The following is a 21,048-nucleotide window of genomic DNA, read 5'->3' on the forward strand; positions in this document are numbered from 1 at the left end:
CTGAAGGTGGGTGCGGCGCCATACCAGGAGCGCGCGCACAGGCGATCGTACCGACCTCACCGCGCCGACCGCGAAACGGTCACCCACAGTCCCCTGTCGTCACTCCTCAGTCCTCGTCCCCGTACGCCTCCCCGCAGGCCTCCTCGAAGAAGTCGAGGTTCTCCTGCAGCGACTTCAGCAGCCGGTCCCGCTCGCCCTCGTCCACCTGTACGGGTACGACCCCGGAGGCGCCGGTCAGCCGGCGGAAGCCGCCCCGGCGCTCCAGCCGGCCGTGCACGCGCACCGGGAGTCCGACGAGGTGGGCGTGGCCGGCGATGCGGTAGTCCTCCTCGTCCAGGGTGACGCGGACGTGCGGGACGTCGGCTCCGGCGAGGACGCGCAGCCGTACGGTGCCCTCGCCGCCGGGTCCGGAGCGTCGCATACGGACCACGGCGCCGGTGATCCGGACCGGTACGGAGGGTTCCTCGCGCAGATAGCGGGCGGCAGCCTCGCGCAGCACGGGCAGGTCGCCGGGTGAGAACTCGACGGGCTCGGCGGAGGGGGCGCAGCCCTCGGGGACGCCGACGCCGGGTGCCCAGGCGACGGCGATCCGGGCGCCCTCGGTGCCCCGCACGAGCGCGGCCAGCGCCTCGGTCAGTTCGCGGCTGACGCCCGCCTCGACCGCGCCGTCGAAGGCGTCCATGCCGCCGGTGGCTCGCTGGTAGTCGACGGCCTCGCGGGCGGCGTACAGGGCCTGGTGCAGGCGGACGGCGAGCGCGCGGCCGGTGGGCACGGGCACGAAGGCGGTGAGGTGCCGGCCCTCGGCGGCGGGGCCGACGAGGACGTCCTGCAGCAGTGCGGCGGCGGAGCGGCGGTGGCGGGCGCCGTAGTACCCGGCACGCGCGCGTGTGGCGAGTGCGGCGGCGAGCAGCATCTGCCGGGCGGCGCCGCGCAGTTGCTCGTCGGCCGACCAGGGCGCGGCGCCGACGGGTCCGCTCGGGGTGTCACGCCACCAGCGGATCTCGTCGCTGGGCACGGCGAGGGAGATCAGCACCTCGCGCGCCGCGGGGGTGTGGCTGCGGGCGAGGGCGTCGAGGGCCTCGCCGAGCAGGTCGTCGCTGTCGGGGAAGGCGCGGCTCTCGGGCACCAGCAGGCTGGTCCCGCCGGCGCCCGGTCCCGGCGGGGTCCAGCGGCCGTAGCGCCCGGGGGCTCCGCCACGCCGCTGCCAGCCGTGCCGGTGCAGCAGGGCGCCGAGCACGGCGGGATCGACCTCGGCGGGGTCCGGGGGCCGGTTCCAGGCGAGGTCGTCGGGATGCGGCCGGACCTGGCGCGGCAGTTCCTCGTACGGACGGCTCCTCATGGCCTGCCTCCCGTCCCGACCCGCGTCATGATCTCGCAGAGCGCCCGGTCGTCGAAGATGCGTGTGGTCGGTATCCGCACGGTGGTCCGGTGCCGGCCCGTGATGGGGCGGCCGGCGAGGTTGACCCAGTAGCAGCAGTGCCTGAGGTCGAGCCGGTCGTGGCTGGCCCGCAGCCAGTCGTCCTGCGAGCGCGGGACGAGCATGACGACCAGGATCTTGTGCACCGAGACGGGTGTGCGGGCGAGCTTGCGCAGATGGTCGTTGTCGAGGGTGAAGGAGAAGGTGCGCCCCGGAGGGTTCGGCGCGACCTGGTACGTGGCCTTCAGCTGCACCTTGATGGTGACCTCGTCGTCGACGGTGTGTCCGGGCGCGCTGTGGCTGACGTGCCAGTCGATGCCGTTGTCCGGGAAGGGCTGGGACAGCGAGCAGCCGGCCGCGGCGGCGACCGCGTGCAAGTAGCCGACCTGCAGTGTCTCCATGCAGGCGGTGGTGGCGAGCGTGCCGCGAAGGTGGCCCGTGCGATCGGGCAGCAGCCCGCCCCGCTCGGGCTGCGCTATGGCCATGACCAACAGCCTTCCAAGCCAAGAGTTTCCCCGCTGCGGGCCGCTGAACTGCAAAGACCCGTACTCCTGTTGTCTCCCCCCGGCGTACGGCGCAAACGGCCCGGGTATCACCAAACGGGCAGAAGACGGAACGTCACCTGCCCCGGGTGAACGAGGAGTTGGGTTGGGATGACGTACTGGTACGAGGGGCCGCTGGCCGCCTTCGACACGGAGACGACGGGCGTGGACGTCGAGACCGACCGGATCGTGTCGGCCGCCGTCGTCGTCCAGGACGCGCCGGGCACCCGGCCCCGGGTCACCCGCTGGCTGGTGAACCCGGGTGTCCCGGTGCCCGAGGAGGCCACCGCGGTGCACGGGCTGACGGAGGAGCACCTGCAGCGCAACGGCCGCTGGCCGGCGCCGGTGATGTACGAGATAGCCGAGCATCTGGCGGAGCACGCCGCGATGGGCCGCCCGCTGGTGGTGATGAACGCGCCCTTCGATCTCACCCTGCTGGACCGGGAGTTGCGTCGGCACCGGGCGTCCTCGCTGGACCGCTGGTTCGAGGCGACCCCGCTGCACGTACTGGACCCGCGCGTGCTGGACAAGCACCTGGACCGCTACCGCAAGGGCCGCCGCACCCTGACCGACCTGTGCGCGCACTACGGCGTGACACTGCAGGGCGCGCATGACGCGGGAGCGGACGCCCTGGCCGCGCTGGAGGTCGTACGGGCCCTCGGCCGCCGTTTCGCGACCCGGCTGGAGCGCCTGACCCCCGCCGAGCTGCACACACTCCAGACGGGCTGGCACGCGGCACAGGCCCGCGGGCTGCAGGCATGGTTCGCACGCAGCGGCTCGGAGGAGACCGTCAGCACGGACTGGCCGCTCAGGCCGGAACTGCCGGCGGCGGCATAGGCGGAGCGGGTACCGCCCCCGGTACGGCGGTCACCAGGAGCCGCCTCCGCCACCGCCCGCTCCGCCACCGACGCCTCCGCAGGAGCCTCCTGCGCCGGAGCCGCCACCGGAGCCACCGCCGCTGGAGGACGGCGTCCGGGAGGAGAGCGCGGCGTTGACGACGAGTCCCAGGGCCGGCGCCGGCCCCAGCCGCACGGCGGGCGAAGAGGGCTGCCAGGTGGGCACGGCGGACGTCTCGACGGCGTGCCGCCAGGTGTCGCCCAGGCCGAGGGCGGCCCGCCCAGGCCGTGTAGAGCCGGACCTGCTCGTCGTCGAGGGGCTGCTCGGCAAGAGTCACCGACGGGTCGGCGAGGTAGCGCCGGAACGCCTCCACCCGCCGCCACTGGGCGCTGCCCTCGGGTGCGCGGCGGTGCAGCTCCCAGGCGCGCCGCGCCAGCGCGAGGCCGGCACAGAAGACGACCGCGCCCGCGATGAGCACCGGTCCTCCCGCCGCGAGGCGGCTGCCGCCGAGGCCCGCGCCCACCGCTGCCGCGACGAAGCCGAGCACGGCGGCGGCCCTGCCGGCGTACCGTCCGGTGCGGGCCCGGCGCACGGACGCCGGGTCCCACAGACCGGAGTCGGTCTGCCATTGCCGCAGGTGGCGGGCGAGCGCATGCCAGCCCGTCTGGAAGGACGAGTCGTACATGCCCAGGGTGATCCGGTCGCGCCCGGCGAAGATGTACCGCAGGACCTCCCTGGCGACCGGATCGTCGGACCCGGCGCCCCTGCTGCTGCGGCGCAGGGTCGGAGCGTGCCCCTCGCCGCCGAGGACGAGGTGGCCGTCGGCGACGGCGCCGAGCAGCAAGCAGGTAGGGGGCCACGACGTGGATGTCGACGCGGGACCGGTCGACCTGCCAGCCGGTGCCGACCGCGTCCCAGGCCGGCCTGCCCTTCTTCACGACGTCCTGCAGGTGTACTGGACGCGGTAGCGGTGCACGCCGGTCACGGCCTTGCCGGGGTCGCCGGTCTTGATGCGGGCGGCGATCTCCCGGTGGCCGTTCGGCTAGGTGCAGTAGTCGCCCGTGGTGAGTTCCCAGGGGACGCGGTGGCCGTCCATGCTGACGGCGATGTGGACCTCGTCCTCGTCGAAGGGCAGGTCCGGCAGGTCGCGGTAGATGCCGTGCCGTTCCAGGTGCGGTTAGCCGAAGTCGTAGTCGATGACCTCGGTGATCCGGGCGCTGCCGTCGGCGGCGATCCGTGCGCCGACCCACATCGTGGTGACCCGTTCGGTGTTGAAGGTGATCCTGGCGAGCGCCACGACGCCGCCCAGCACGAGTGCGAGCAGGAGGATCCTGATCACACTGCGGACCCGGAGCCGGCGCACCTGCGCGCCAAGTCTCGGTCCTTCCCCGCCCTGTTCCTCGCCCATGACGCCCCCCATGGCATCAAAAGAGCCGGTCCGCTGGGCGGACCGGCTCTTTCCCGGTGGGCGATACTGGGTTCGAACCAGTGACCTCTTCGGTGTGAACGAAGCGCTCTCCCACTGAGCTAATCGCCCGGGAACGCAGTGAACAATACAGGTCCCGGCGCGGATCCTTCAAACCGCTTGGAGGCGGCGCAGCAGCCCGCGCCGTCCGGACCGCATCATCAGGCGGTGGTTGGCGCGGAAGACCGGGCGGCCGGGCACGGCGAGCCGGCGCAGCAGCGGCTTGTGCACGTCCACTTCCTGGTCGTAGCGCGCCAGGGTCCCGGAGCCCTCCGCCGTGACCGTCCAGCGCGCCCAGCCCTCGATGTCGCCGGACAGGGTGACCTCCAGCACACCGGCGTCGGGGTCGCGGTGGGCCTGCCGCGCGGTGAAGGTCATGTCGTACGGCAGGAGGGAGCGGACGGTGATCACCCCGGTGTCGGCGTCCAGCCTGGTCACCGAGCGGACCTGCGGCCACCAGCCCGGATAGTCCTCGGGCCGCTCCAGCACCGCGTACACGACGGCGGGCGGGGCGGGCAGGGACCACCGGCTGCGGAAGCGGTAGTGGGTCCAGTCCATGGGAGGAGTCTGCCCGGCGAGGCGGGAGATCTGAGTACGCGTACTCATGGCGCCGCACCGAGCGCCGGGCCAGACTCGGTGGGCGAGCGCCGCCGCCCGTGCGACGGCGCTCCCCCTACGCCGGCTAGGGCATCCTGTCGCCGAGCAACGCCAGGTTCCCGATGGCCGCGAGGCCGTAGAGCGCGGTGTCGTTGCTGGACACCCAGCTCGCCTCGCCGCCCTCGACCAGGGTGACGGGGCCGGTCAGTCTCTCGGTCTTCCACGGCGAGGACTCGGTGCAGCCGTCCGAGCCGTAGAACTTGGTCCAGGCGCGCCTGGCGAAGGTGGCGTCCCCGGTCTGTACGTAGGCGTCGAGGCGCGAGTGGCCCTGGAAGAGCGGCAGGGTGCCGAAGTCGGAGCCGTAACGGGCCTTCTGCTCGGCCTTGGTGGCGTTGAAGTAACGGCAGTAGTCCAGGTAGGCCTCCTTGAACCGACGACGAGTGCCATGGTGTTGGAGCCGACGGGAATTCCGAGCTGCTTTCCGTCGACCTCGCCGACCTTCGTGACGCCGTTCCGGAAGTGATCCAGGGTCAGATTACCTGCCTGCACCTGGGACTTGAGGTCGAGGAGAATTCCCCGCTTGTCGTATTTCCGGAGAAAGGTGACGGCATTTTGGAAAACGTCCGGGGAATTTCCGCCGGCCGCCTGGGTCTGGAACTTCTCCCAGAAGGACGCGTACGTCTGGAAGTCCGTCTTGACCTTGATCTTCGGGTACTTCTTCTCGAAGAGCGCGATGGTCTGGTTGATCTTCTTGGCCCGCTCCTCGGCACCCCACCAGGAGTAACGGACCGTCACCGCCCAGTCCCCGGCACCGCTTCCGCCCCCGCACCCGGTCGTCGTGCCCGCCGGGGCTCAGGGAGCACGGTGCGGGGTGGCCGTGGGTCCGGCCGAAAGCCGTGGGGCGGCCGGATGTCGGGCGGAACGGGTGCGGGGCGGCCGGAACGACAACGACACGGTGCGAGCCCGCCGCAGCTCAGGCAGCACAATGAGAGGCAGCGGCCCCGGGGTCCGGCCGGCCTTCCTCTCCGCGTTCGCCGCACTGGGCGACTCGGAATCGCGGGCCTACTACGACAAGAAGATCGCGCACGGCAAGCACCACACCCAAGCCCCGCTCTGCCTCGCCCGACGACGGGCCGACGTCCTCTTCGCCATGCTCCGCGACGGAACCTTCGACGAACCTCAACCCGCTGCGGCCAGGTGAGGAGTTCAGACCGTTGGTCAGTCCTCCGGCCGAAGTCGCTGACGAGCGGCCTCAAGCCGCTGGTCGTAGTCAGGCGCGAACAGCTCAGGAAGCGCTTTGTCCAGCGTTCCGGCGATCCGATGGATCGGGGCCCAGACCGCCGGATCGTCGACAACGCGGCTGAAGTCCGTCATCTGCAGCTTCTCCAGCCAGTGCGACAGCACCAGTGCCTCGTCACTCGTCAGCTTGATCGTGACCTGGCTCTCGCCCACGAACACCCCTACAACTCGGCCACCGCCCCCGACGACACGAACCTGCTGGTCTTCGACCTTGACCAAACGCATAGGGGCCCCCGCAGCCCAGCCGACACGATGCGAGGCAGCTGCCCCGAGGTCCGGCCCAAGACCGCCGGTAACCCAGACGTCCGCGAAACCGGCGCGGAGCGACCGGACGTCGCGCGACACGGTGCGAGCGCCGCAGCTCAGGCAGCGCGGTGCGGGGCGGGCGGCCCGAGCTCAGGTGGGCAGGGTGGTGAGCCAGTCGGTCAGGATCCGGTTCGTCTCCTCCGGGCGCTCCTGCTGGACGAAGTGACCGCAGCCGTCGAGGACGTGTGAGCCGAGCAGGCCGGGCAGGGTCTTCGGGTACGCCTCGACCGCGTCGGCCAGCCAGGCGAGCGAGGCGTCCAGGGCGCCGCCGACGAACAGCGAGGGCTGCGTGATCGGGGCGCCCTCGTGACCGGCCAGGTCCGCCCAGTCCCGGTCCATGTTCCGGTAACGGTTCAGCGGCCCGGTCATCCCGGTCCGCTCGAACTCCCCGGCCAGGAAGTCGAGGTCAGCCTCGCTCAGCCAGGCCGGCGGCGGGCCGGCGGGGAACCGTTCGCGCAGGGTGCCGCCGCGGCCGACGAAGTGCGGGTCGGGGGCGCCCGGCGCGGGCATGGTGCCGGCGGACAGGGCGGCGTAGAAGCCCGCGAGCCAGCCGCGTACGTCCGGCTCGATCTCCGCCTCGGCCCGGCCCGGCTGCTGGAAGTAGGACGCGTAGAACTCCTCGCCCCCGCCCATCCGCGCGAGGACCTCGCTGGGCCGCGGGCCGCCGGGCGGGGTGTACGGCACGCCGAGCAGAGCCACGGCCCGGAACACGTCGGGCCTGGTCAGAGCGGAGGTGGCGGCGATCGTGGCGCCCCAGTCGTGCCCGACGACCACCGCCGACTCCTCCCCCAGGGCCTCCACCACGGCCACGTTGTCCGCGACCAGGTCGAGCATCCGGTACGCGTCCACGGCCACCGGCTTGGACGAACGGCCGTAGCCCCGCACGTCGACGGCCACGGCGCGGTAACCGGCGGCGGCCAGGGTCGGCAACTGGTGCCGCCAGGAGTACCAGGACTCCGGGAACCCGTGCACCAGCAGCACGAGGGGGCCACTGCCCTGCTCCACGAGATGCACACGCCCGGCAGGTGACGGGACCAGGCGGTGGGTGGGGGTGGGAGTGGGAGTGGGGGCGGGGGGCTTCGGCATGGGGGCTCCCGGGGTGTTCTCGGGCGGCATGGGTTCTGGGGGGCGCCGGGCCTCTCGAGGGCGGTGCGGCGTCGGTTCTGTCGGTGCGCTGGTCTGTTCGGATTGCCTGCCGGGCGGGCGGCGTACGGAGAGGGGCCGAGCGAGGCGGGCCGGGCGGTGGCGGGCGGCTCGTGGATGCGGTGCGACGACGACCCGGCGGCCGTGCCGCGTCGATTGCGGTCGGTGTCGACGATGGTGCAGTGGGCGGACCGGAGGCCACGAGGGATGTTGCCGGTTCTGCAAAAAAAGCCGGCGGCCCACCTGCTCTTTCGCAGGTGGGCCGTCGGTCCGGGTGGGCGATACTGGGTTCGAACCAGTGACCTCTTCGGTGTGAACGAAGCGCTCTCCCACTGAGCTAATCGCCCGGGCGCAGGAAGAACATTACCCCATGTCAGGGGGTGCTTCCGACCACGGGCCGGGGCGGCGGACGGCCGGTCGCCGGAGGCGCGTCACTGATTCTTGATCTTCCACGGCATCACGAGGCCGAACTTCCACGCGTAGATCCCGACCAGCACGGCCACGATCACCAGCCCGACCACGGTAAGCGTGATGTTGCGGCGGCGCACCTTGGGATCGAGGGCCCGCTGGGCGGCCTCGGTGACCTTGCGCTTGGTCCAGCGGAGCACGAGCTGTGCCCAGACGAACTCGGTCGCCCAGATCGCCATGCCGCCGAAGATCACTACCCAGCCGGGGCCCGGCAGCGGCAGCATGATGACGCCGGCGACGACGACCGCTAGGCCGACCACGAAGACGCCGACCTGCCAGCTCAGGTGCAGCAGCCGGCGGGCCTTGACGAATTCCGGCGCCCGGGAGCCGAGCCCGGTACCGGTCCCAGGTCCGGCGCTCTGCCCCGCTTCCTGCCGATCCGCCCTCTCCCCGTCCGCCGTCACGACGACCACGCCCGCTCGTCACTCCCCGTATTCATACAGACAAACCCTACCGGAGTGAATCCAGTCACCGGAATGGTCGTAGATCTCGTACGAGTTCTCGGCCGGAAGAGTTACGTAAACACACGCAAAACCCTCAGAGGGGTTTACAACGGCATCGTAGGTGGCATGTCGATTTCGCCGACGTGCGAATCCCCGAGCGCACACTGAGCGAAAGGCCCTGGCGCTTATGAACACCACGGTCAGCTGCGAGCTGCACCTGCGCCTCGTTGTGTCGAGCGAGTCCTCCCTGCCTGTCCCCGCAGGCCTGCGGTACGACACGGCCGACCCCTACGCCGTGCACGCCACCTTCCACACCGGAGCCGAGGAGACCGTCGAGTGGGTGTTCGCCCGCGACCTCCTCGCCGAGGGGCTCCACCGGCCCACCGGAACCGGCGACGTCCGTGTCTGGCCGTCGCGGAGCCATGGTCAGGGCGTCGTGTGCATCGCCCTCAGCTCCCCGGAAGGGGAGGCCCTCCTCGAAGCCCCGGCGCGGGCCCTGGAGTCCTTCCTGAAGCGAACCGACGCCGCCGTGCCACCCGGCACGGAGCACCGGCACTTCGATCTGGATCAGGAGCTCTCGCACATCTTGGCGGAGAGCTAGGTCGCGGCCCCCGAAAGCAGCCCGGCGCCGTCCACTCGGGGAGACGGCTCGGGCCAAGACAACCGCATACGGCACAGCCCGGCGCCGTCACCGTGAGCGATTCACGCGGGACGGCGCCGGTCTGTGCACACGGAGCCGCCACGGAAAGGATCGGCGCACGGTGCCGCGGGCGGGAACCAGCTCGGCCGCGCAGGCGTTCTACCGGCAATCGAGGTCGGCGGGGGCCGGTGCGGTGGGCTGGGTTGTCGCTACCATCGGCCAGCATCGGCGGGCGTCCGCCCGACCCTCAGGCCAGGGAGCGAAACGTGCTGATCACCCACGACACCCGGTGCGCCCTCGACACCGTGGTGGATCTGGTGAACACCGCGCCGGAGGACGACGCGGCGGCCGACGGACTGCCCGATGTCCCGGCTCTCGTGGATTTCGTACGAAACCACGAGATCAGCGATGTCGGTGTGCTGTCGGAGTTCGATCTCTCGGCTGTGCGCAGGGTCCGGGGGCGCTTTGCGGCGATCTTCGCCGCGCCGGACGAGCGTTCGGCCGCCGGGTTGATCAACGAGCTGGTCGCCGCGGCGGGCACCACCCCGCGTCTGACGGACCACGACGGCTACGACTGGCATGTGCACTACTTCGCACCCGGCGCCTCGGTGGCCGACCATCTCGCCGCCGACTGCGGGATGGCGCTCGCCTTCTTCGTGGTGGCCGGGGAGCGGGAACGGCTGCGGCGCTGCGAGGCACCGGACTGCCGGCGCGCCTTCGTCGACCTCTCCCGCAACCGCTCGCGCCGCTACTGCGACAGCCGCACCTGCGGCAACCGACTGCACGTGGCCGCGTACCGGGCCCGCCGCAAGGAGGCGACGGGCTGACGAACGCCGGGCGAGGCGCCGTAGGGGATCCTGTCGTGCGCCGCGTGCGGATGATCGGGGGCTGAGAGCGACGTCGGTCCCGGCGGGTGGCGCCGGGACGGACGTGTACGGCTCACAGCAACAGCAGATCGTGCAGCGCAGCCATGAGGAGCAGACACCCGATCACCGCAAGGAAGATCATCAGCGGTGGCTGGGATAGGGCGAAGAGGCACCCGCGCGGCTCGTCCTTCGGCGGCGCGGCCTCGCTCTGTCTCGTGTCCAGCATCTCGCTGCCGATCATGACGCAGGAGAGGCCCCGAGCGCGATCAACGCACCCGCTATATGCGGGAGTTGCCAGATATCGCGCCGTCTCGTCCGACTTGCTTCCGGTTGTGAACGGTTCCTGACGTCATATGCCGTGCTTCTTGAGGATGGCCTCGATGTCGCTGAAGTCGTCGCCGGAGCCGGTGGCGCGCGGGGCGGTGGCAGAGCCGGTCGCGGGCCGGTTGCCCGGCCCCAGCGAAGGAGCGGACGCCCCCGGCGTCACGGCCTCGGAGCCTTCGCCGCGGGCCGCCTTGCGCTGGGCGCGGGTGCCGCCGCGCCGGCGTTCGACCGCCCGGGTGCCGGCGAACAGGAGCCAGGCCGCGCCCAGCACCCCGAAGCCCGCCCAGGCGGTGGGGCTGAAGGCGGTGTCCGCGAGCCAGCCGACGACCCCGGTCATCACCAGGCCGACCGGCACCAGCGAGTAGGCCGCGATGCGGGTCGCCGCGAGGAATCGCTTGCGGTAGGCCATGACCACCGCGATGCCCAGGCCCGCCGCGGACACGGCGGAGCAGACGGTCTCGGCAATCATCCGGTCCTCCTGGCGAGCTCGGTCGGGTGCGGTGCGACGCGCGGCGGGCGCGGCACACCGGAACGGCGCCCGCCTCCGTCCCCTCCATCCTGCACCGCCGCCTCCTCGCGATGCCATGCCCCGGCCGGACATCAGGGACATCTCCGGGTCGTCTCCTACTGGGGTGCCGGTGCGGTGCCGCGCCCCCTGAACACCCTCTGACCGGGAAGGCCGCCGTACCGTCCCGATTGGGTCGCCCGCGTCCGGCCTGGAAGACTGGTCGGCATGAGCGACTCCTCCCCCGTACGCGCCGATGCCCTGATCCTCGACGTCTGGTGCGAACTGCAGTGCCCCGACTGCCGCACCGCCCTGGACGACGTCCGCGCCCTGCGCGCCCGCTACGGCGACCGGCTGGACCTGCGGCTGCGGCACTTCCCGCTGGAGAAGCACAAGCACTCCTTCGCCGCCGCGCAGGCCGCCGAGGAGGCGCTGGAGCAGGGCAAGGGCTGGCCGTACGTGGAGGCCGTGCTGGAGCGGGTCGAGGAGCTGGACCGCGAGGGGGAACCCCTCCTGGTCGAGGTGGCCCGTGAACTCGGCCTGGACGCCGAGGAGTTCGACACCGCGCTGATCGACGGCCGGCACATCCTGATCGTGGACGCCGACCAGGCCGAGGGCAAGGCGATCGGGGTGACCGGCACCCCGACGTACGTGATCGGCGACGAACGCCTCGACGGTGGCAAGAGCCAGGAGGGGCTGCGCGAGCGCATCGAGGAGATCGCCGACCGGCTGCTGGGCGAACAGGGGGCCTGACCCGGCGGGAACCCCTACAGCAGGGGCTTGGAGAGGGCGCGGGTCGTCGTCTCGTAGCCGAGTGACTCGTACAGCCGCTCGGCCGGGGTGTTGCCCGCGAACACATTGAGGCCGAGGACCGGCCGGCCGGCCTCGATCGCCTGGCGCTCGGCCAGCAGCATGAGCGTACGGCCGTGCCCCCGGCCCCGGTGGGCCGCGTCTGTCTCGACGTCGAACACGAACGCCTCGTCGTCCTTCAGGGCCACCCACAGCGTGCCCACCCGGGCCCCTTGATGCTCCAGGACGCTGAAGATCATGCCGTCGGTCGCGAGACCGTGCGGCAGCAGTGTCTCGTGGTCGCGGCGGGACTTGGCGCGGGCCGTGGCCTCGGGGACGCCGCGCTCGATCCACATGCGTGCGTAGTGCTCGCTCTCGTACGCGTGCCACGCCTCGTACTCCACCGCGGTCATGGGCCGCGCGCTGCTGCCCGGCGGCAGTCCGGGCGGGGTGGCCCCGAGGCGCTTCTCCATGCCGCGGTTGCGCAGGGTGTAGCCGAGGGCGCCGAACAGGCGCAGGGCTATGGCGGCGGAGGCGGGGACGAGGGTCTCGATCTGCGTGCAGCCCCAGCCTCGCGCCACCTCCTCGGCGGCGAGCGCGGCCACCGTGCCCCGGCCGCGCCGCCGGTCGGGCTCGTCGATTCGCAGGTCGATCACGCGGGCCACCGAGTCGCCCAGCGACGGCGAGGTGCCGAGGTGGAGCTCGCCGACGGGACGGCTGTTCACGCACACCTGGTAACGGCGGGACCGGGTGCCGTCGGGGTGCTGCTGCAGCGGCTCGAGCGGCCGCAGGGTCGTGGTCATCCCTGGTGTTCTACCCGCAGCCGACGACCGAGTCAGCCTGTTTTTCCGCGCCGCCGTCGGCCCGTCCCCCGGCTCAGGGGTCCAGGTCCTGCCCGGACCGCTCGCCGAAGATCCGCATGGCCTTGGCGGTCACCGGGCCCGGGGTGCCGGGCAGCTCGCGGTCGTCGACCCGGTGGACGGCCTGGACGTCGCGCAGGGTCGAGGTGAGGAAGATCTCCTCGGCGCTCCGCAGTACGTCCAGCGGCAGGTCGGTCTCCTTGGCGCCGGTCCACTCGACGGTCAGCGCGCGGGTGATGCCGGGGAGGCAGCCGGAGGCTACCGGCGGGGTGTGGATCTCGCCGTCGAGGACGACGAAGACGTTCGACCCGGTGCCCTCGCAGAGCTGTCCGACCGTGTTGCCGAACAGCGCCTCGGACGCGCCGTGTTCGTGGGCCCGGGCCAGGGCGACGACGTTCTCGGCGTACGAGGTCGTCTTCAGACCGGTGAGCGCGCCGCGCTCGTTGCGGGTCCAGGGGACGGTGATCACGGCGGTGGTGTCCGGGCGGCGGGTGGTCTCGCCGAGGGCGACCACGAGGGTCGGGCCGTGCTCGCCGCGGTCGGAGCCGAGCGGGCCGTGGCCGCCGGTGTAAGTGATCCGGAGCCGGCCGAGCGGCATCGGGTTCGCCTCCAGGACCGCCGCGCAGGCCTCGCGGACCTCGTCGTGGTCGGGGTCGGGCAGGCCGAGGCCCCGGGCCGAGCGGGTCAGCCGGTCCAGGTGCCGGGTGAGGGCGAACGGCCTGCCGTGGACCGCCTTCACCGTCTCGAAGATGCCGTCGCCGACGGTCAGCCCGTGGTCGAAGACGGAGACACGCGCGGATTCCAGGTCCCGCAGCCCGCCGTCCAGCCAGATCCTCATGCCAACACCCCTCCGCTTGCCTCGTACGTGCCCGACGCTACCGCGAGCAGCCGGGATGCCTTCAGTTCGGTCTCCCGCCACTCCCCCTCGGGGTCCGAGCCCCAGGTGATGCCGGCGCCGGTGCCGAAGCGCAGCACGCCCTCGGCGCGGTCGATCCAGAAGGTGCGGATGCCGACGGCCAGCTCGCCGGTGCCCCGGTCGGCGTCGACCCAGCCGATGCCGCCGCAGTACGGCCCGCGCGGGGCCGTCTCCAGGGCCTCGATGATCCGCAGGGCGCTCGACTTGGGCGCGCCGGTGACCGAGCCGGGCGGGAAGGCGGCGGCCAGCAGGTCCGGCCAGCCGGCCCCGTCCCGCAGCTCGCCGCGGACCGTGGAGACCAGGTGGACCAGGCCGGGGTGCTTCTCCACGGCGCACAGATCGGGAACGGTCACGCTGCCGGTGGCGCAGACACGCCCGATGTCGTTGCGGACCAGGTCCACGATCATCACGTTCTCGGCGTAGTCCTTCTCCAGCAGGTCCGCCTCGGTGCGTCCGGTGCCCTTGATGGGCCCCGACTCCACGACACGCCCGACCCGGCGCAGGAACAGCTCGGGCGAGGCGGTGGCGATCTCCACGCCGTGCTCGGGCAGCCGGATCGTCCCGGCGTACGGCGCCGGGTTGCCGCGGGCCAGCAGGGAGGTCAGGGCGTCCACGTCGGCGTCCGGGGCGACCGGCGCGCCGAGCACGCGGCAGAGGTTGGCCTGGTAGACCTCGCCGGCCGCGATGTGCGCGCGTATCCGGCGGACGGCGGCCGTGTACGCGGCCCGGTCCAGGCTGGAGGTCCAGTCCTCCACCGCCGGACCCCGCCAGCCGCCCGGCACCGGGGCGGGCACCGGCGCCTCGCGCACGTCCGCGAAGCGTGCGCAGGTCAGCCGCCCCTCGAAGTCCGCGCAGACGGCCCAGAAGCCGGAGGAGTCCAGGGCGGCGGGGTCACTGGTCACATCGAGGAGGCCGGTGGCGACGCGGTCGCCGAAACGGGCCAGGGGAAGGAGGCCGGAAGGGTGGTGCAGCACGTGGTCGAGTCTAGGTCGGGTGTCCCGCAGGTGGCCCCGGGATGTCCCGGAGGCGGCTGTGACCACGGGGTGCGCCGGGGGCAGCGCAGCACGCTGCGCAAACGCGTTTTTGTACTGGCCCGGGAATCCGCTAGAGTTCAACACGTCGCCGGGACGCGCAAGCGGATCGAAACGACAAGCGGACGTAGCTCAGTTGGTAGAGCGCAACCTTGCCAAGGTTGAGGTCGCGAGTTCGAGCCTCGTCGTCCGCTCGAAGGAAGAAGGGGTCGTCCCGATCCCCTACACTCCTGGTGGAGTGGCCGAGAGGCGAGGCAACGGCCTGCAAAGCCGTCTACACGGGTTCAAATCCCGTCTCCACCTCCAAGGACGATTAGCTCAGCGGGAGAGCGCTTCCCTGACACGGAAGAGGTCACTGGTTCAATCCCAGTATCGTCCACTGGATCTTCTCGGAGGATCCACGGGTCTTCTCGAAGATCCTCGCCCGCGCGATTAGCTCAGCGGGAGAGCGCTTCCCTGACACGGAAGAGGTCACTGGTTCAATCCCAGTATCGCGCACTGTCCGTGACCCCCGGGTCACGGCCTGCGGACGATTAGCTCAGCGGGAGAGCGCTTCCCTGACACGGAAGAGGTCACTGGTTCAATCCCAGTATCGTCCACACACCAGGAAGCCCCCGGTCTCGCGACCGGGGGCTTCTTCGTGCGCTCAGCTGGAGAACAGCATGTGCGCCCAGCTCTTGTGATGACCGTGGTGTTCATGGTGCCCATGGTGGCCGTGGTGACCGCCGTGCGGGGCGCCCCAGGCGGGCGCGGGCGGCGCCGGGTACGCCTGCGGGGCGGGCGGGACGGGCTTGGACCACTGGGCCTCCAGCTGGGTCAGCGCCTCCAGCTCGCCGTAGTCGAGGAAGATGCCGCGGCACCCGCTGCACTGCTCGATCTGGACGCCGCTGCGGTTGTAGGTGTGCATCGGCGCGTGGCACTTCGGACAATGCATGGTCGGCTCAACTCCTCGCCGGTCGATCCTGCTTCATGCTTCCCCAGGACAGACTCCGTCCCGCCCTGGCCGGTTGCAGCCTAGTCCGTGACTTCGGGCGCCAACTGGTGTGAAATCGGGGCCATTCGGGCACAGGCGTCGACGACTGCCCGTTCCACCTCGTCCAGCGGGCGGCCGGCCGCGAGCGCCTTGGCGACGGCGAGGGCGGCCGTCTGCACGGTCAGCGCGCGGGCCGGGACGTCGAGGGCGGGCCAGGGATCGCCGGCGGCGGGTACGGCCGGGCCGCCGGCTCGCTGGTACGTGGCGAGGAAACGGGTCCACTCGTCGGGCGGCAGGAGCCCGCAGGCGTACCAGGCGGCGGGGCGGCCGAGGTCCCAGGCCGGGACGCCGTGGCCCAGGTCGTCGACGTCGATCAGGCGCCAGGGGCCGTCCGGTGCCGGGTGGCGGACGAGCTGGCCGAGGTGCAGGTCGCCGTGGCAGAGGGCGGGCGGGCCGGGCATCGGGGCCTCGGCGCGGGCCCAGTCGGGGAGCCCCGCCCAGGCGGCGAGGACGGGGCCGGCCGCCGGGTGGGGCTCGGCTCGCAGAGCCGTGCGCAGCCGGGCGACGGCACGGGCGGCCTTGACGGGGCCGCGCATCGGTGGCAGGCCGTCGGGCGGGGGCGTGCGGTGCAGGCGGGCGAGCAGGGCGGCGGTGGCCTCCCAGGGCGCCGCGTCCCGGTCGTCGGGGTCCACGGGAGCGCCGTACGGCCAGAAGGTCACCAGGCGATCCCGCTCGGAGCTGGGGGCCGGGGTGAGCGGCGCCAGGAGGACGTCCCGCAGGCGGGCGGCCACGGCGAGGCGTCGCGTCAGCTCGGCGGGGTCCGTACCGGGGGCGTGGGCCTTCGCGACGGTGTGTGCGTGCCGTACGACGGTGGCGTCGGGGCGGTCGGCGAGAGGGGCGCTGCCACACGCGCAGCGGGCGTCGCCGGTGCCGTTCGGGTGGGCGACGGCTCTGGCCTTCGCGGTGAGCGCGGGTATGAGGGCGGGGCTGTCTGCGGTCAACGGTGCCTCGGGAGGGTCGGCTGCGCGGCTGAGCGTACTGGCGCCGGCCGGGGGCGGGGGACGCTCGCCCGCGCCGGCGGGGCGTCTCCCCCAGACGGCAATGCCCCGCACCCCGCCCAAAAACGGCGCATGCCGGCGCAGCTCCCCAGCTGCGCCGGCATTTGTGCCGTCCGCCGCACCCCCGTCCCCACGGGGTTTCCTGGATGGATGTCCCCGCCCGGACCGCTCTTCCGGGCCTGGGGTCGCCGCTCAGCGCCCCAGCATCGCACCCACGGACGACGCCTGTGTGGCCACCGTCTCCCAGCCGTCGCAGACGAGCAGGAGCAGGGCCGCCAGAGGAAGGGCCATGAGCGTCGCCACCAGGGGGTGGCGGCGGCCCGTCCGGCGCGGTGCGAACGCCGGGCGTCGCGGTGCCGTGTGGGCCATGGTCCCTCTCCTGACCGTGTCGGATGTCCTCGGCAGCGGCGGGTGTCTGACCTCGGGGGACGAGTGCTGCACCCGCCGCTTGACCTCAAATCTAGGCGCGGGGCGGCTGCCGGGCGTCATGCCCTCGTATCGATTGCCGGGCCTCCCCGAGGATGAGCCACAACTCGGGACGTACTCCCCTGGGTGGAGACGCGGGTCAGGGTCTCGGGGTCTTCCCGGAAGGGGTGCCCACTGTGTCCGGTCATTTCCGAAGCATCCGACGGACACAGGGAGTGACTTCGATCACTCCGGGCGGGTGCGGGACCTGCGTCGCCTCCGGTGCGTGGCCCGTCCCGCGCCCGGGTCCACGGCCGTTCCGCGGTGGGTGCCGGACGGCTGTCCGCACCCGCGCCGCCTGCCATGTCGCGACCTCAACACCCGGATGTCCAGGATCGGTTGAGGGTCGCCTCGGCTCAAGGCCCCCATGCGGGCTCACTTCCTGACCGCGTTTCATGTCGTACCGGTACTCGGCGCAATCCGTCCGGCCCGGAGGGCGCGGCCTCTGCGCGCAGGCGGCCGTGGAAACGTAAGCTGTGCCACGTCACAGGGACCGGGCAGCGGGGATGAACATGGCGATGATGCGCCTGAGGCGCGAGGACCCGCGCGTCGTCGGCTCGTTCAGGCTTCACCGACGGCTCGGCGCGGGCGGGATGGGCGTGGTCTACCTCGGCTCCGACAAGAAGGGGCAGCGGGTCGCCCTGAAGGTGATCCGGCCCGATCTGGCGGAGGACCAGGAGTTCCGGTCGCGGTTCGCCCGTGAGGTCTCGGCGGCCCGGCGGATCAGGGGCGGCTGCACGGCCCGGCTGGTCGCCGCGGACCTGGAGGCCGAGCGGCCGTGGTTCGCCACGCAGTACGTACCCGGGCCCTCCCTGCACGACAAGGTCGCCGACGAGGGCCCGCTGAGCGCGGCCGACACCGCGGCGGTCGGCGCGGCGCTCTCCGAGGGCCTGGTCGCGGTGCACGAGGCCGGTGTCGTCCACCGGGACCTCAAGCCCTCCAACATCCTGCTGTCCCCGAAGGGGCCGCGGATCATCGACTTCGGCATCGCCTGGGCCACCGGCGCCTCCACGCTGACCCACGTCGGTACGGCGGTCGGCTCCCCCGGCTTCCTGGCGCCCGAGCAGGTGCGCGGCGCGGCCGTCACCCCGGCAACGGACGTGTTCTCCCTGGGGGCGACCCTCGCCTACGCCTCCACCGGCGACTCGCCCTTCGGGCACGGCAGTTCCGAGGTGATGCTGTACCGGGTGGTCCACGAGGAACCGCAGCTGCTCGGTGTACCGGATGCGCTCGCCCCGCTGGTGCGGGCCTGTCTGGCGAAGGACCCCGAGGACCGGCCCAGCACGCTGCAACTGTCGCTGCGGCTCAAGGAGATCGCAGCCCGCGAGGCGCAGGGCATGAGCGAGGGACGGCCGCCGGCGCCGCGCGCCGCGGAGGCGGACCGGCCCACCGGGCGGCTCGTCGACACCTACCCCGAGCAGGAGCGCACCCAGCGGCGCACCGCCCCCGGCACGCCGGTGCCGCGCGGTGGTGCCCCCGCCCGGGGCGGCGCGCCGTCGCGCGGCGCAGCGCCCTCGCGGACCGGCGGCGGCCGGCGCGGCAACGGTACGGGCTCCACGGCACGGCCGGGCTCCGCGCGCTCGACCCCGGCGCCGCGCGGCTCCGGTGCACGCTCGGGCGGCGCGAACCGTCCCGCTGCCCGGGGCGGTTCCGGGCGGCCGGCGCAGCGTACGACGGGCACCAAACTGCGGCCCGCCAATCCCCGGCTGCTGCGCCAGCGGCTGTTCGTCTTCGTCGTGGTCACGTTGCTCGTGGCGCTCGGCATCGCGGTGGCGCAGGGCTGCCAGGGGCCGGCCCGCGGCCTCGGCGACGACGGCGGCCGGCGTCAGCGGCACGCACAGCCGAGCCGTCTGGCGGACGCCGGTCAGCCGGTGTCCGACCGGTACGGGCCGAAGCCGAGCCAGGACATCGAGAGGTACCCGGCCGGCCGGGGCGGTCAGGCCTCCGGGCGGCCGGTGGTCACCGCGTAGAAGGCGACCGCCGCGGCCGCGCCCACGTTGAGCGAGTCGACGCCGTGGGACATCGGGATGCGGACCCATTCGTCGGCGGCGACCAGGGCCTGGGTGGACAGTCCGTCGCCCTCGGCGCCGAGCATCAGGGCCACCCGGTCCATCCGGTGCGGGGCGGCCTCGTCCAGGCTGCGCGCCTTCTCGTCCGGAGTGAGAGCGAGCAGCGTGAAGCCGGCCTCGCGGACCGACTCCAGGCCCTTCGGCCAGGTCTCAAGACGGGCGTACGGCACCGAGAACACCGCGCCCATGGAGACCTTGACGCTACGGCGGTACAGCGGGTCGGCGCAGTCCGGCGACAGCAGGACCGCGTCCATGCCGAGGGCGGCGGCCGAGCGGAAGATGGCGCCGATGTTGGTGTGGTCGTTGACCGACTCCATGACCACGACCCGGCGGGCGGAGCGCAGGAGCTCGCCGGCCGTGGGCAGCGGCTTGCGCTGCATGGAGGCGAGGGCGCCGCGGTGCACGTGGTAGCCGGTGACCTGCTCGGCGAGCTCGGGACTCACGGCGTAGACCGGGGCGGGGAGTTCGTCGATGACGTCGCGCATGACGTCGATCCACTTGGCCGAGAGCAGCATGGAGCGCATCTCGTAGCCCGCTTCCTTGGCCCTGCGGATGACTTTCTCGCCCTCGGCGATGAACAGGCCCTCGGCGGGTTCGCGCTTGCGGCGCAGCTCGACGTCGGTCAGGCCTGTGTAGTCGCGCAGGCGCGGGTCGTCGGGATCCTCGACGGTGATGAGATCGGCCACAGGGTGATACTGCCTTGTCCTGGGTGTGCTGCCAACGGCTGGGAACGGGTACGTTACCCCGGGTTACGCGTGATCAAGCGATAGATGATCAGGCGGCGGGCTCCGGGCCGACCGTCACGACCTCGCCGATGACGATGACCGCCGGTGGCTTCACTTCCGCGGTCCGTGCCGTCTCGGCGACCGTGGCGAGGGTCGCGTCGACGCGGCGCTGCGCGGCCGTCGTACCCTCCTGCACCAGCGCGACCGGGGTGTCGGGGGACTTGCCGTGCGCGACGAGCGTCTCGGCGATCTTCCCGATCTTGTCGACGCCCATCAGGATCACGAGCGTGCCGGTGAGCTTCGCCAGCGACGGCCAGTCGACCAGCGAACGCTCGTCGTCCGGGGCGACATGGCCGCTGACGACCGTGAACTCGTGCGCCACGCCCCGGTGGGTGACCGGGATGCCGGCCGCGCCCGGCACGGAGATCGAGCTCGAGATGCCGGGGACCACGGTGCAGGGGATGCCGGCCTCGGCGAGCGCCTGGACCTCCTCCATGCCGCGGCCGAAGACGAACGGGTCGCCACCCTTGAGCCGTACGACCGACTTGCCCTGCTTGGCGTGCTCGATGAGCGCGTTGTTGATGGCCTCCTGGGCCATGAACCGGCCGTACGGGATCTTCGCCGCGTCGATCACCTCGACGTGCGGCGGGAGTTCGTCGAGCAGGTCCCGCGGGCCGAGCCGGTCGGCGATGACCACGTCCGCCTCGGCGAGCAGCCGGCGGCCGCGGACCGTGATCAGGTCCGGGTCGCCCGGGCCGCCGCCGACCAGGGCGACGCCGGGGGTGCGGGTGCGGTGATGGGGTGCGACGAGCGTGCCGTCCCGCAGGCCTTCGACGACCGCGTCCCTGATGGCGGCGGTGTGGCGGGGGTCGCGGCCGCGTGCGTCCGTGGTGAGTACGGCGACGGTGACGCCCTCGCTGTGACCGGTCGCCGGGGTCCAGGCCGTGGCCTGGTCGGCGTCGTCCGAGCGCACGCACCAGACGCGGTGACGCTCGGCTTCGGCGGAGGCGGCGGTGTTGGTGTCGGGGTCGCTGGTGGCGATGAGGGCGTACCAGGCCTCGGCGAGGTCGCCGTCCTGGTACGGGCGCCTGATCCAGGTGAGCTCGCCCGCGTCCGCCATGGCCTCGACGGAGGGGGTCGCCTCGGGGGACACGACGACGATGTCCGCGCCGGCCGCGATGAGTGCGGGGAGGCGGCGCTGGACCACCGTGCCGGCGCCGAGGACGACCACGCGGCGGCCGGAGAGGCGGAGGCCTACGGGGTAGGCGGGGTGTTCGGCCATGGCGGTGGCTCCTGCGGTGGCTGGGCGG

The 21,048-nt window shown here is 72.5% G+C and carries 23 protein-coding genes, 7 tRNA genes and 3 pseudogenes; 11 read left to right on the plus strand and 22 right to left on the minus strand.

Annotated features, from left to right (window positions below):
- Nucleotides 1–106: 106 nt before the first annotated feature.
- Both ACFYOH_RS16605 and ACFYOH_RS16610 read right to left on the minus strand, forming a co-directional pair.
- On the minus strand, nt 107–1,339 hold the full coding sequence (locus tag ACFYOH_RS16605; protein ID WP_388626211.1) for a hypothetical protein: 1,233 nt from the start codon (nt 1,337–1,339) through the stop codon (nt 107–109).
- Nucleotides 1,336–1,902, minus strand: coding sequence for a DUF4365 domain-containing protein (locus ACFYOH_RS16610; RefSeq protein ID WP_388626213.1), 567 nt, complete (start codon nt 1,900–1,902; stop codon nt 1,336–1,338). The genes ACFYOH_RS16605 and ACFYOH_RS16610 overlap by 4 nt, the downstream gene beginning before the upstream one ends.
- A gap of 168 nt (nt 1,903–2,070) precedes the next feature.
- Between ACFYOH_RS16610 and ACFYOH_RS16615 the strand changes: the two genes are divergently transcribed.
- Nucleotides 2,071–2,796, plus strand: coding sequence for a 3'-5' exonuclease (locus ACFYOH_RS16615; protein ID WP_388626214.1), 726 nt, complete (start codon nt 2,071–2,073; stop codon nt 2,794–2,796).
- Here the strand turns inward: ACFYOH_RS16615 and ACFYOH_RS16620 are convergent.
- The 6 genes and pseudogenes from ACFYOH_RS16620 to ACFYOH_RS16645 all read right to left on the minus strand — a co-directional run.
- On the minus strand, nt 2,768–3,640 hold the full coding sequence (locus tag ACFYOH_RS16620) for a DUF2207 family protein (RefSeq protein WP_388626216.1): 873 nt from the start codon (nt 3,638–3,640) through the stop codon (nt 2,768–2,770). The two genes, ACFYOH_RS16615 and ACFYOH_RS16620, sit on opposite strands and share 29 nt — an antisense overlap.
- A 333-nt stretch (nt 3,641–3,973) precedes the next feature.
- Nucleotides 3,974–4,204 carry a hypothetical protein gene (locus ACFYOH_RS16625; protein ID WP_388626218.1) on the minus strand — a complete coding sequence of 77 codons (231 nt, stop codon included), beginning with the start codon at nt 4,202–4,204 and terminating at the stop codon, nt 3,974–3,976.
- 57 nt (nt 4,205–4,261) lie between these two features.
- A tRNA-Val gene (locus tag ACFYOH_RS16630) sits at nt 4,262–4,333 on the minus strand.
- Nucleotides 4,334–4,372: 39 nt separating this feature from the next.
- Nucleotides 4,373–4,819 carry an SRPBCC family protein gene (locus tag ACFYOH_RS16635; RefSeq protein WP_388626605.1) on the minus strand — a complete coding sequence of 149 codons (447 nt, stop codon included), beginning with the start codon at nt 4,817–4,819 and terminating at the stop codon, nt 4,373–4,375.
- A gap of 124 nt (nt 4,820–4,943) precedes the next feature.
- Nucleotides 4,944–5,291 (minus strand): annotated as a pseudogene (locus ACFYOH_RS16640) (Tat pathway signal sequence domain protein); the annotation flags it as partial.
- Nucleotides 5,261–5,698 (minus strand): annotated as a pseudogene (locus tag ACFYOH_RS16645) (ABC transporter substrate-binding protein); the annotation flags it as partial. The pseudogenes ACFYOH_RS16640 and ACFYOH_RS16645, both read right to left, overlap by 31 nt.
- A gap of 133 nt (nt 5,699–5,831) precedes the next feature.
- On the opposite strand from ACFYOH_RS16645, the pseudogene ACFYOH_RS16650 reads away from it, so the two are divergent.
- Nucleotides 5,832–6,059 (plus strand): annotated as a pseudogene (locus ACFYOH_RS16650) (IS110 family transposase); the annotation flags it as partial.
- Between the two features lie 17 nt (nt 6,060–6,076).
- Here ACFYOH_RS16650 and ACFYOH_RS16655 read toward each other — a convergent pair.
- The 4 genes from ACFYOH_RS16655 to ACFYOH_RS16670 all read right to left on the minus strand — a co-directional run bounded on the left by ACFYOH_RS16655 (nt 6,077) and on the right by ACFYOH_RS16670 (nt 8,487).
- Entirely contained in the window at nt 6,077–6,316 is a 240-nt protein-coding gene (locus ACFYOH_RS16655) for a hypothetical protein (protein WP_388626606.1), read from the minus strand.
- 237 nt (nt 6,317–6,553) lie between these two features.
- Entirely contained in the window at nt 6,554–7,549 is a 996-nt protein-coding gene (locus ACFYOH_RS16660; RefSeq protein WP_388626219.1) for an alpha/beta fold hydrolase, read from the minus strand.
- 332 nt (nt 7,550–7,881) lie between these two features.
- A tRNA-Val gene (locus ACFYOH_RS16665) sits at nt 7,882–7,953 on the minus strand.
- An 84-nt stretch (nt 7,954–8,037) separates the two neighbouring features.
- Nucleotides 8,038–8,487: a TIGR02611 family protein gene (locus ACFYOH_RS16670; protein ID WP_388626221.1), complete on the minus strand. Its 450-nt coding sequence runs from the start codon at nt 8,485–8,487 to the stop codon at nt 8,038–8,040.
- A gap of 217 nt (nt 8,488–8,704) precedes the next feature.
- On the opposite strand from ACFYOH_RS16670, the gene ACFYOH_RS16675 reads away from it, so the two are divergent.
- Both ACFYOH_RS16675 and ACFYOH_RS16680 read left to right on the plus strand, forming a co-directional pair.
- Nucleotides 8,705–9,118, plus strand: coding sequence for an SsgA family sporulation/cell division regulator (locus tag ACFYOH_RS16675; protein ID WP_004002642.1), 414 nt, complete (start codon nt 8,705–8,707; stop codon nt 9,116–9,118).
- A 305-nt stretch (nt 9,119–9,423) separates the two neighbouring features.
- A complete protein-coding gene (locus tag ACFYOH_RS16680) occupies nt 9,424–9,984 on the plus strand; it encodes a CGNR zinc finger domain-containing protein (protein ID WP_388626223.1) in 561 nt (186 codons plus the stop codon).
- A 112-nt stretch (nt 9,985–10,096) separates the two neighbouring features.
- Here the strand turns inward: ACFYOH_RS16680 and ACFYOH_RS16685 are convergent, their stop codons facing one another.
- Together ACFYOH_RS16685 and ACFYOH_RS16690 are read right to left on the minus strand one after the other, a co-directional pair.
- Complete coding sequence (locus ACFYOH_RS16685) at nt 10,097–10,249, minus strand: hypothetical protein (protein WP_165289388.1); 153 nt, start codon at nt 10,247–10,249, stop codon at nt 10,097–10,099.
- Between the two features lie 123 nt (nt 10,250–10,372).
- Entirely contained in the window at nt 10,373–10,816 is a 444-nt protein-coding gene (locus tag ACFYOH_RS16690) for a hypothetical protein (protein ID WP_388626225.1), read from the minus strand.
- A 264-nt stretch (nt 10,817–11,080) separates the two neighbouring features.
- On the opposite strand from ACFYOH_RS16690, the gene ACFYOH_RS16695 reads away from it, so the two are divergent.
- Nucleotides 11,081–11,605: a DsbA family protein gene (locus tag ACFYOH_RS16695; RefSeq protein WP_388626227.1), complete on the plus strand. Its 525-nt coding sequence runs from the start codon at nt 11,081–11,083 to the stop codon at nt 11,603–11,605.
- 14 nt (nt 11,606–11,619) lie between these two features.
- Here ACFYOH_RS16695 and ACFYOH_RS16700 read toward each other — a convergent pair whose 3' ends face one another.
- The 3 genes from ACFYOH_RS16700 to ACFYOH_RS16710 form a co-directional block, all read right to left on the minus strand.
- A complete protein-coding gene (locus tag ACFYOH_RS16700) occupies nt 11,620–12,444 on the minus strand; it encodes a GNAT family N-acetyltransferase (RefSeq protein WP_388626229.1) in 825 nt (274 codons plus the stop codon).
- A 73-nt stretch (nt 12,445–12,517) separates the two neighbouring features.
- Nucleotides 12,518–13,339, minus strand: coding sequence for an aminotransferase class IV (locus tag ACFYOH_RS16705; protein WP_388626231.1), 822 nt, complete (start codon nt 13,337–13,339; stop codon nt 12,518–12,520).
- Nucleotides 13,336–14,391, minus strand: coding sequence for a chorismate-binding protein (locus ACFYOH_RS16710; RefSeq protein ID WP_388626233.1), 1,056 nt, complete (start codon nt 14,389–14,391; stop codon nt 13,336–13,338). The genes ACFYOH_RS16705 and ACFYOH_RS16710 overlap by 4 nt, the downstream gene beginning before the upstream one ends.
- A gap of 178 nt (nt 14,392–14,569) precedes the next feature.
- On the opposite strand from ACFYOH_RS16710, the gene ACFYOH_RS16715 reads away from it, so the two are divergent.
- The 5 genes from ACFYOH_RS16715 (at nt 14,570) to ACFYOH_RS16735 (ending at nt 15,047) form a co-directional block, all read left to right on the plus strand.
- Nucleotides 14,570–14,642: transfer RNA gene (locus ACFYOH_RS16715), tRNA-Gly, on the plus strand.
- Nucleotides 14,643–14,680: 38 nt separating this feature from the next.
- Nucleotides 14,681–14,754 (plus strand) — tRNA-Cys (locus tag ACFYOH_RS16720).
- 1 nt (nt 14,755) lies between these two features.
- Nucleotides 14,756–14,827, plus strand: a tRNA-Val gene (locus ACFYOH_RS16725).
- A gap of 47 nt (nt 14,828–14,874) precedes the next feature.
- Nucleotides 14,875–14,946: transfer RNA gene (locus ACFYOH_RS16730), tRNA-Val, on the plus strand.
- A gap of 29 nt (nt 14,947–14,975) precedes the next feature.
- Nucleotides 14,976–15,047: transfer RNA gene (locus ACFYOH_RS16735), tRNA-Val, on the plus strand.
- Nucleotides 15,048–15,094: 47 nt separating this feature from the next.
- On the opposite strand, the gene ACFYOH_RS16740 is transcribed toward ACFYOH_RS16735, so the two are convergent.
- The 3 genes from ACFYOH_RS16740 to ACFYOH_RS16750 all read right to left on the minus strand — a co-directional run bounded on the left by ACFYOH_RS16740 (nt 15,095) and on the right by ACFYOH_RS16750 (nt 16,848).
- A complete protein-coding gene (locus ACFYOH_RS16740) occupies nt 15,095–15,382 on the minus strand; it encodes a zf-TFIIB domain-containing protein (RefSeq protein WP_388626234.1) in 288 nt (95 codons plus the stop codon).
- A gap of 80 nt (nt 15,383–15,462) precedes the next feature.
- Entirely contained in the window at nt 15,463–16,422 is a 960-nt protein-coding gene (locus tag ACFYOH_RS16745) for a phosphotransferase family protein (RefSeq protein ID WP_388626236.1), read from the minus strand.
- Between the two features lie 249 nt (nt 16,423–16,671).
- Nucleotides 16,672–16,848, minus strand: a complete 177-nt coding sequence (locus ACFYOH_RS16750; protein WP_228618820.1) for a hypothetical protein — start codon at nt 16,846–16,848, stop codon at nt 16,672–16,674.
- 602 nt (nt 16,849–17,450) lie between these two features.
- On the opposite strand from ACFYOH_RS16750, the gene ACFYOH_RS16755 reads away from it, so the two are divergent.
- Nucleotides 17,451–18,914 (plus strand): protein kinase, encoded by a 1,464-nt coding sequence (locus tag ACFYOH_RS16755; protein WP_388626607.1) that lies wholly within the window; start codon nt 17,451–17,453, stop codon nt 18,912–18,914.
- Here the strand turns inward: ACFYOH_RS16755 and ACFYOH_RS16760 are convergent.
- Both ACFYOH_RS16760 and cobA read right to left on the minus strand, forming a co-directional pair.
- The gene (locus ACFYOH_RS16760) at nt 18,881–19,699 is read right to left on the minus strand and encodes a TrmH family RNA methyltransferase (protein WP_388626237.1); all 819 of its coding nucleotides are present in this window, start codon (nt 19,697–19,699) and stop codon (nt 18,881–18,883) included. The genes ACFYOH_RS16755 and ACFYOH_RS16760 overlap by 34 nt on opposite strands.
- 88 nt (nt 19,700–19,787) lie before the next feature.
- Nucleotides 19,788–21,020 carry a uroporphyrinogen-III C-methyltransferase gene (gene cobA, locus ACFYOH_RS16765; RefSeq protein WP_388626239.1) on the minus strand — a complete coding sequence of 411 codons (1,233 nt, stop codon included), beginning with the start codon at nt 21,018–21,020 and terminating at the stop codon, nt 19,788–19,790.
- Nucleotides 21,021–21,048 lie beyond the last annotated feature (28 nt).

The organism is Streptomyces sp. NPDC007856 (assembly GCF_042868225.1).
Lineage (GTDB): Bacteria > Actinomycetota > Actinomycetes > Streptomycetales > Streptomycetaceae > Streptomyces.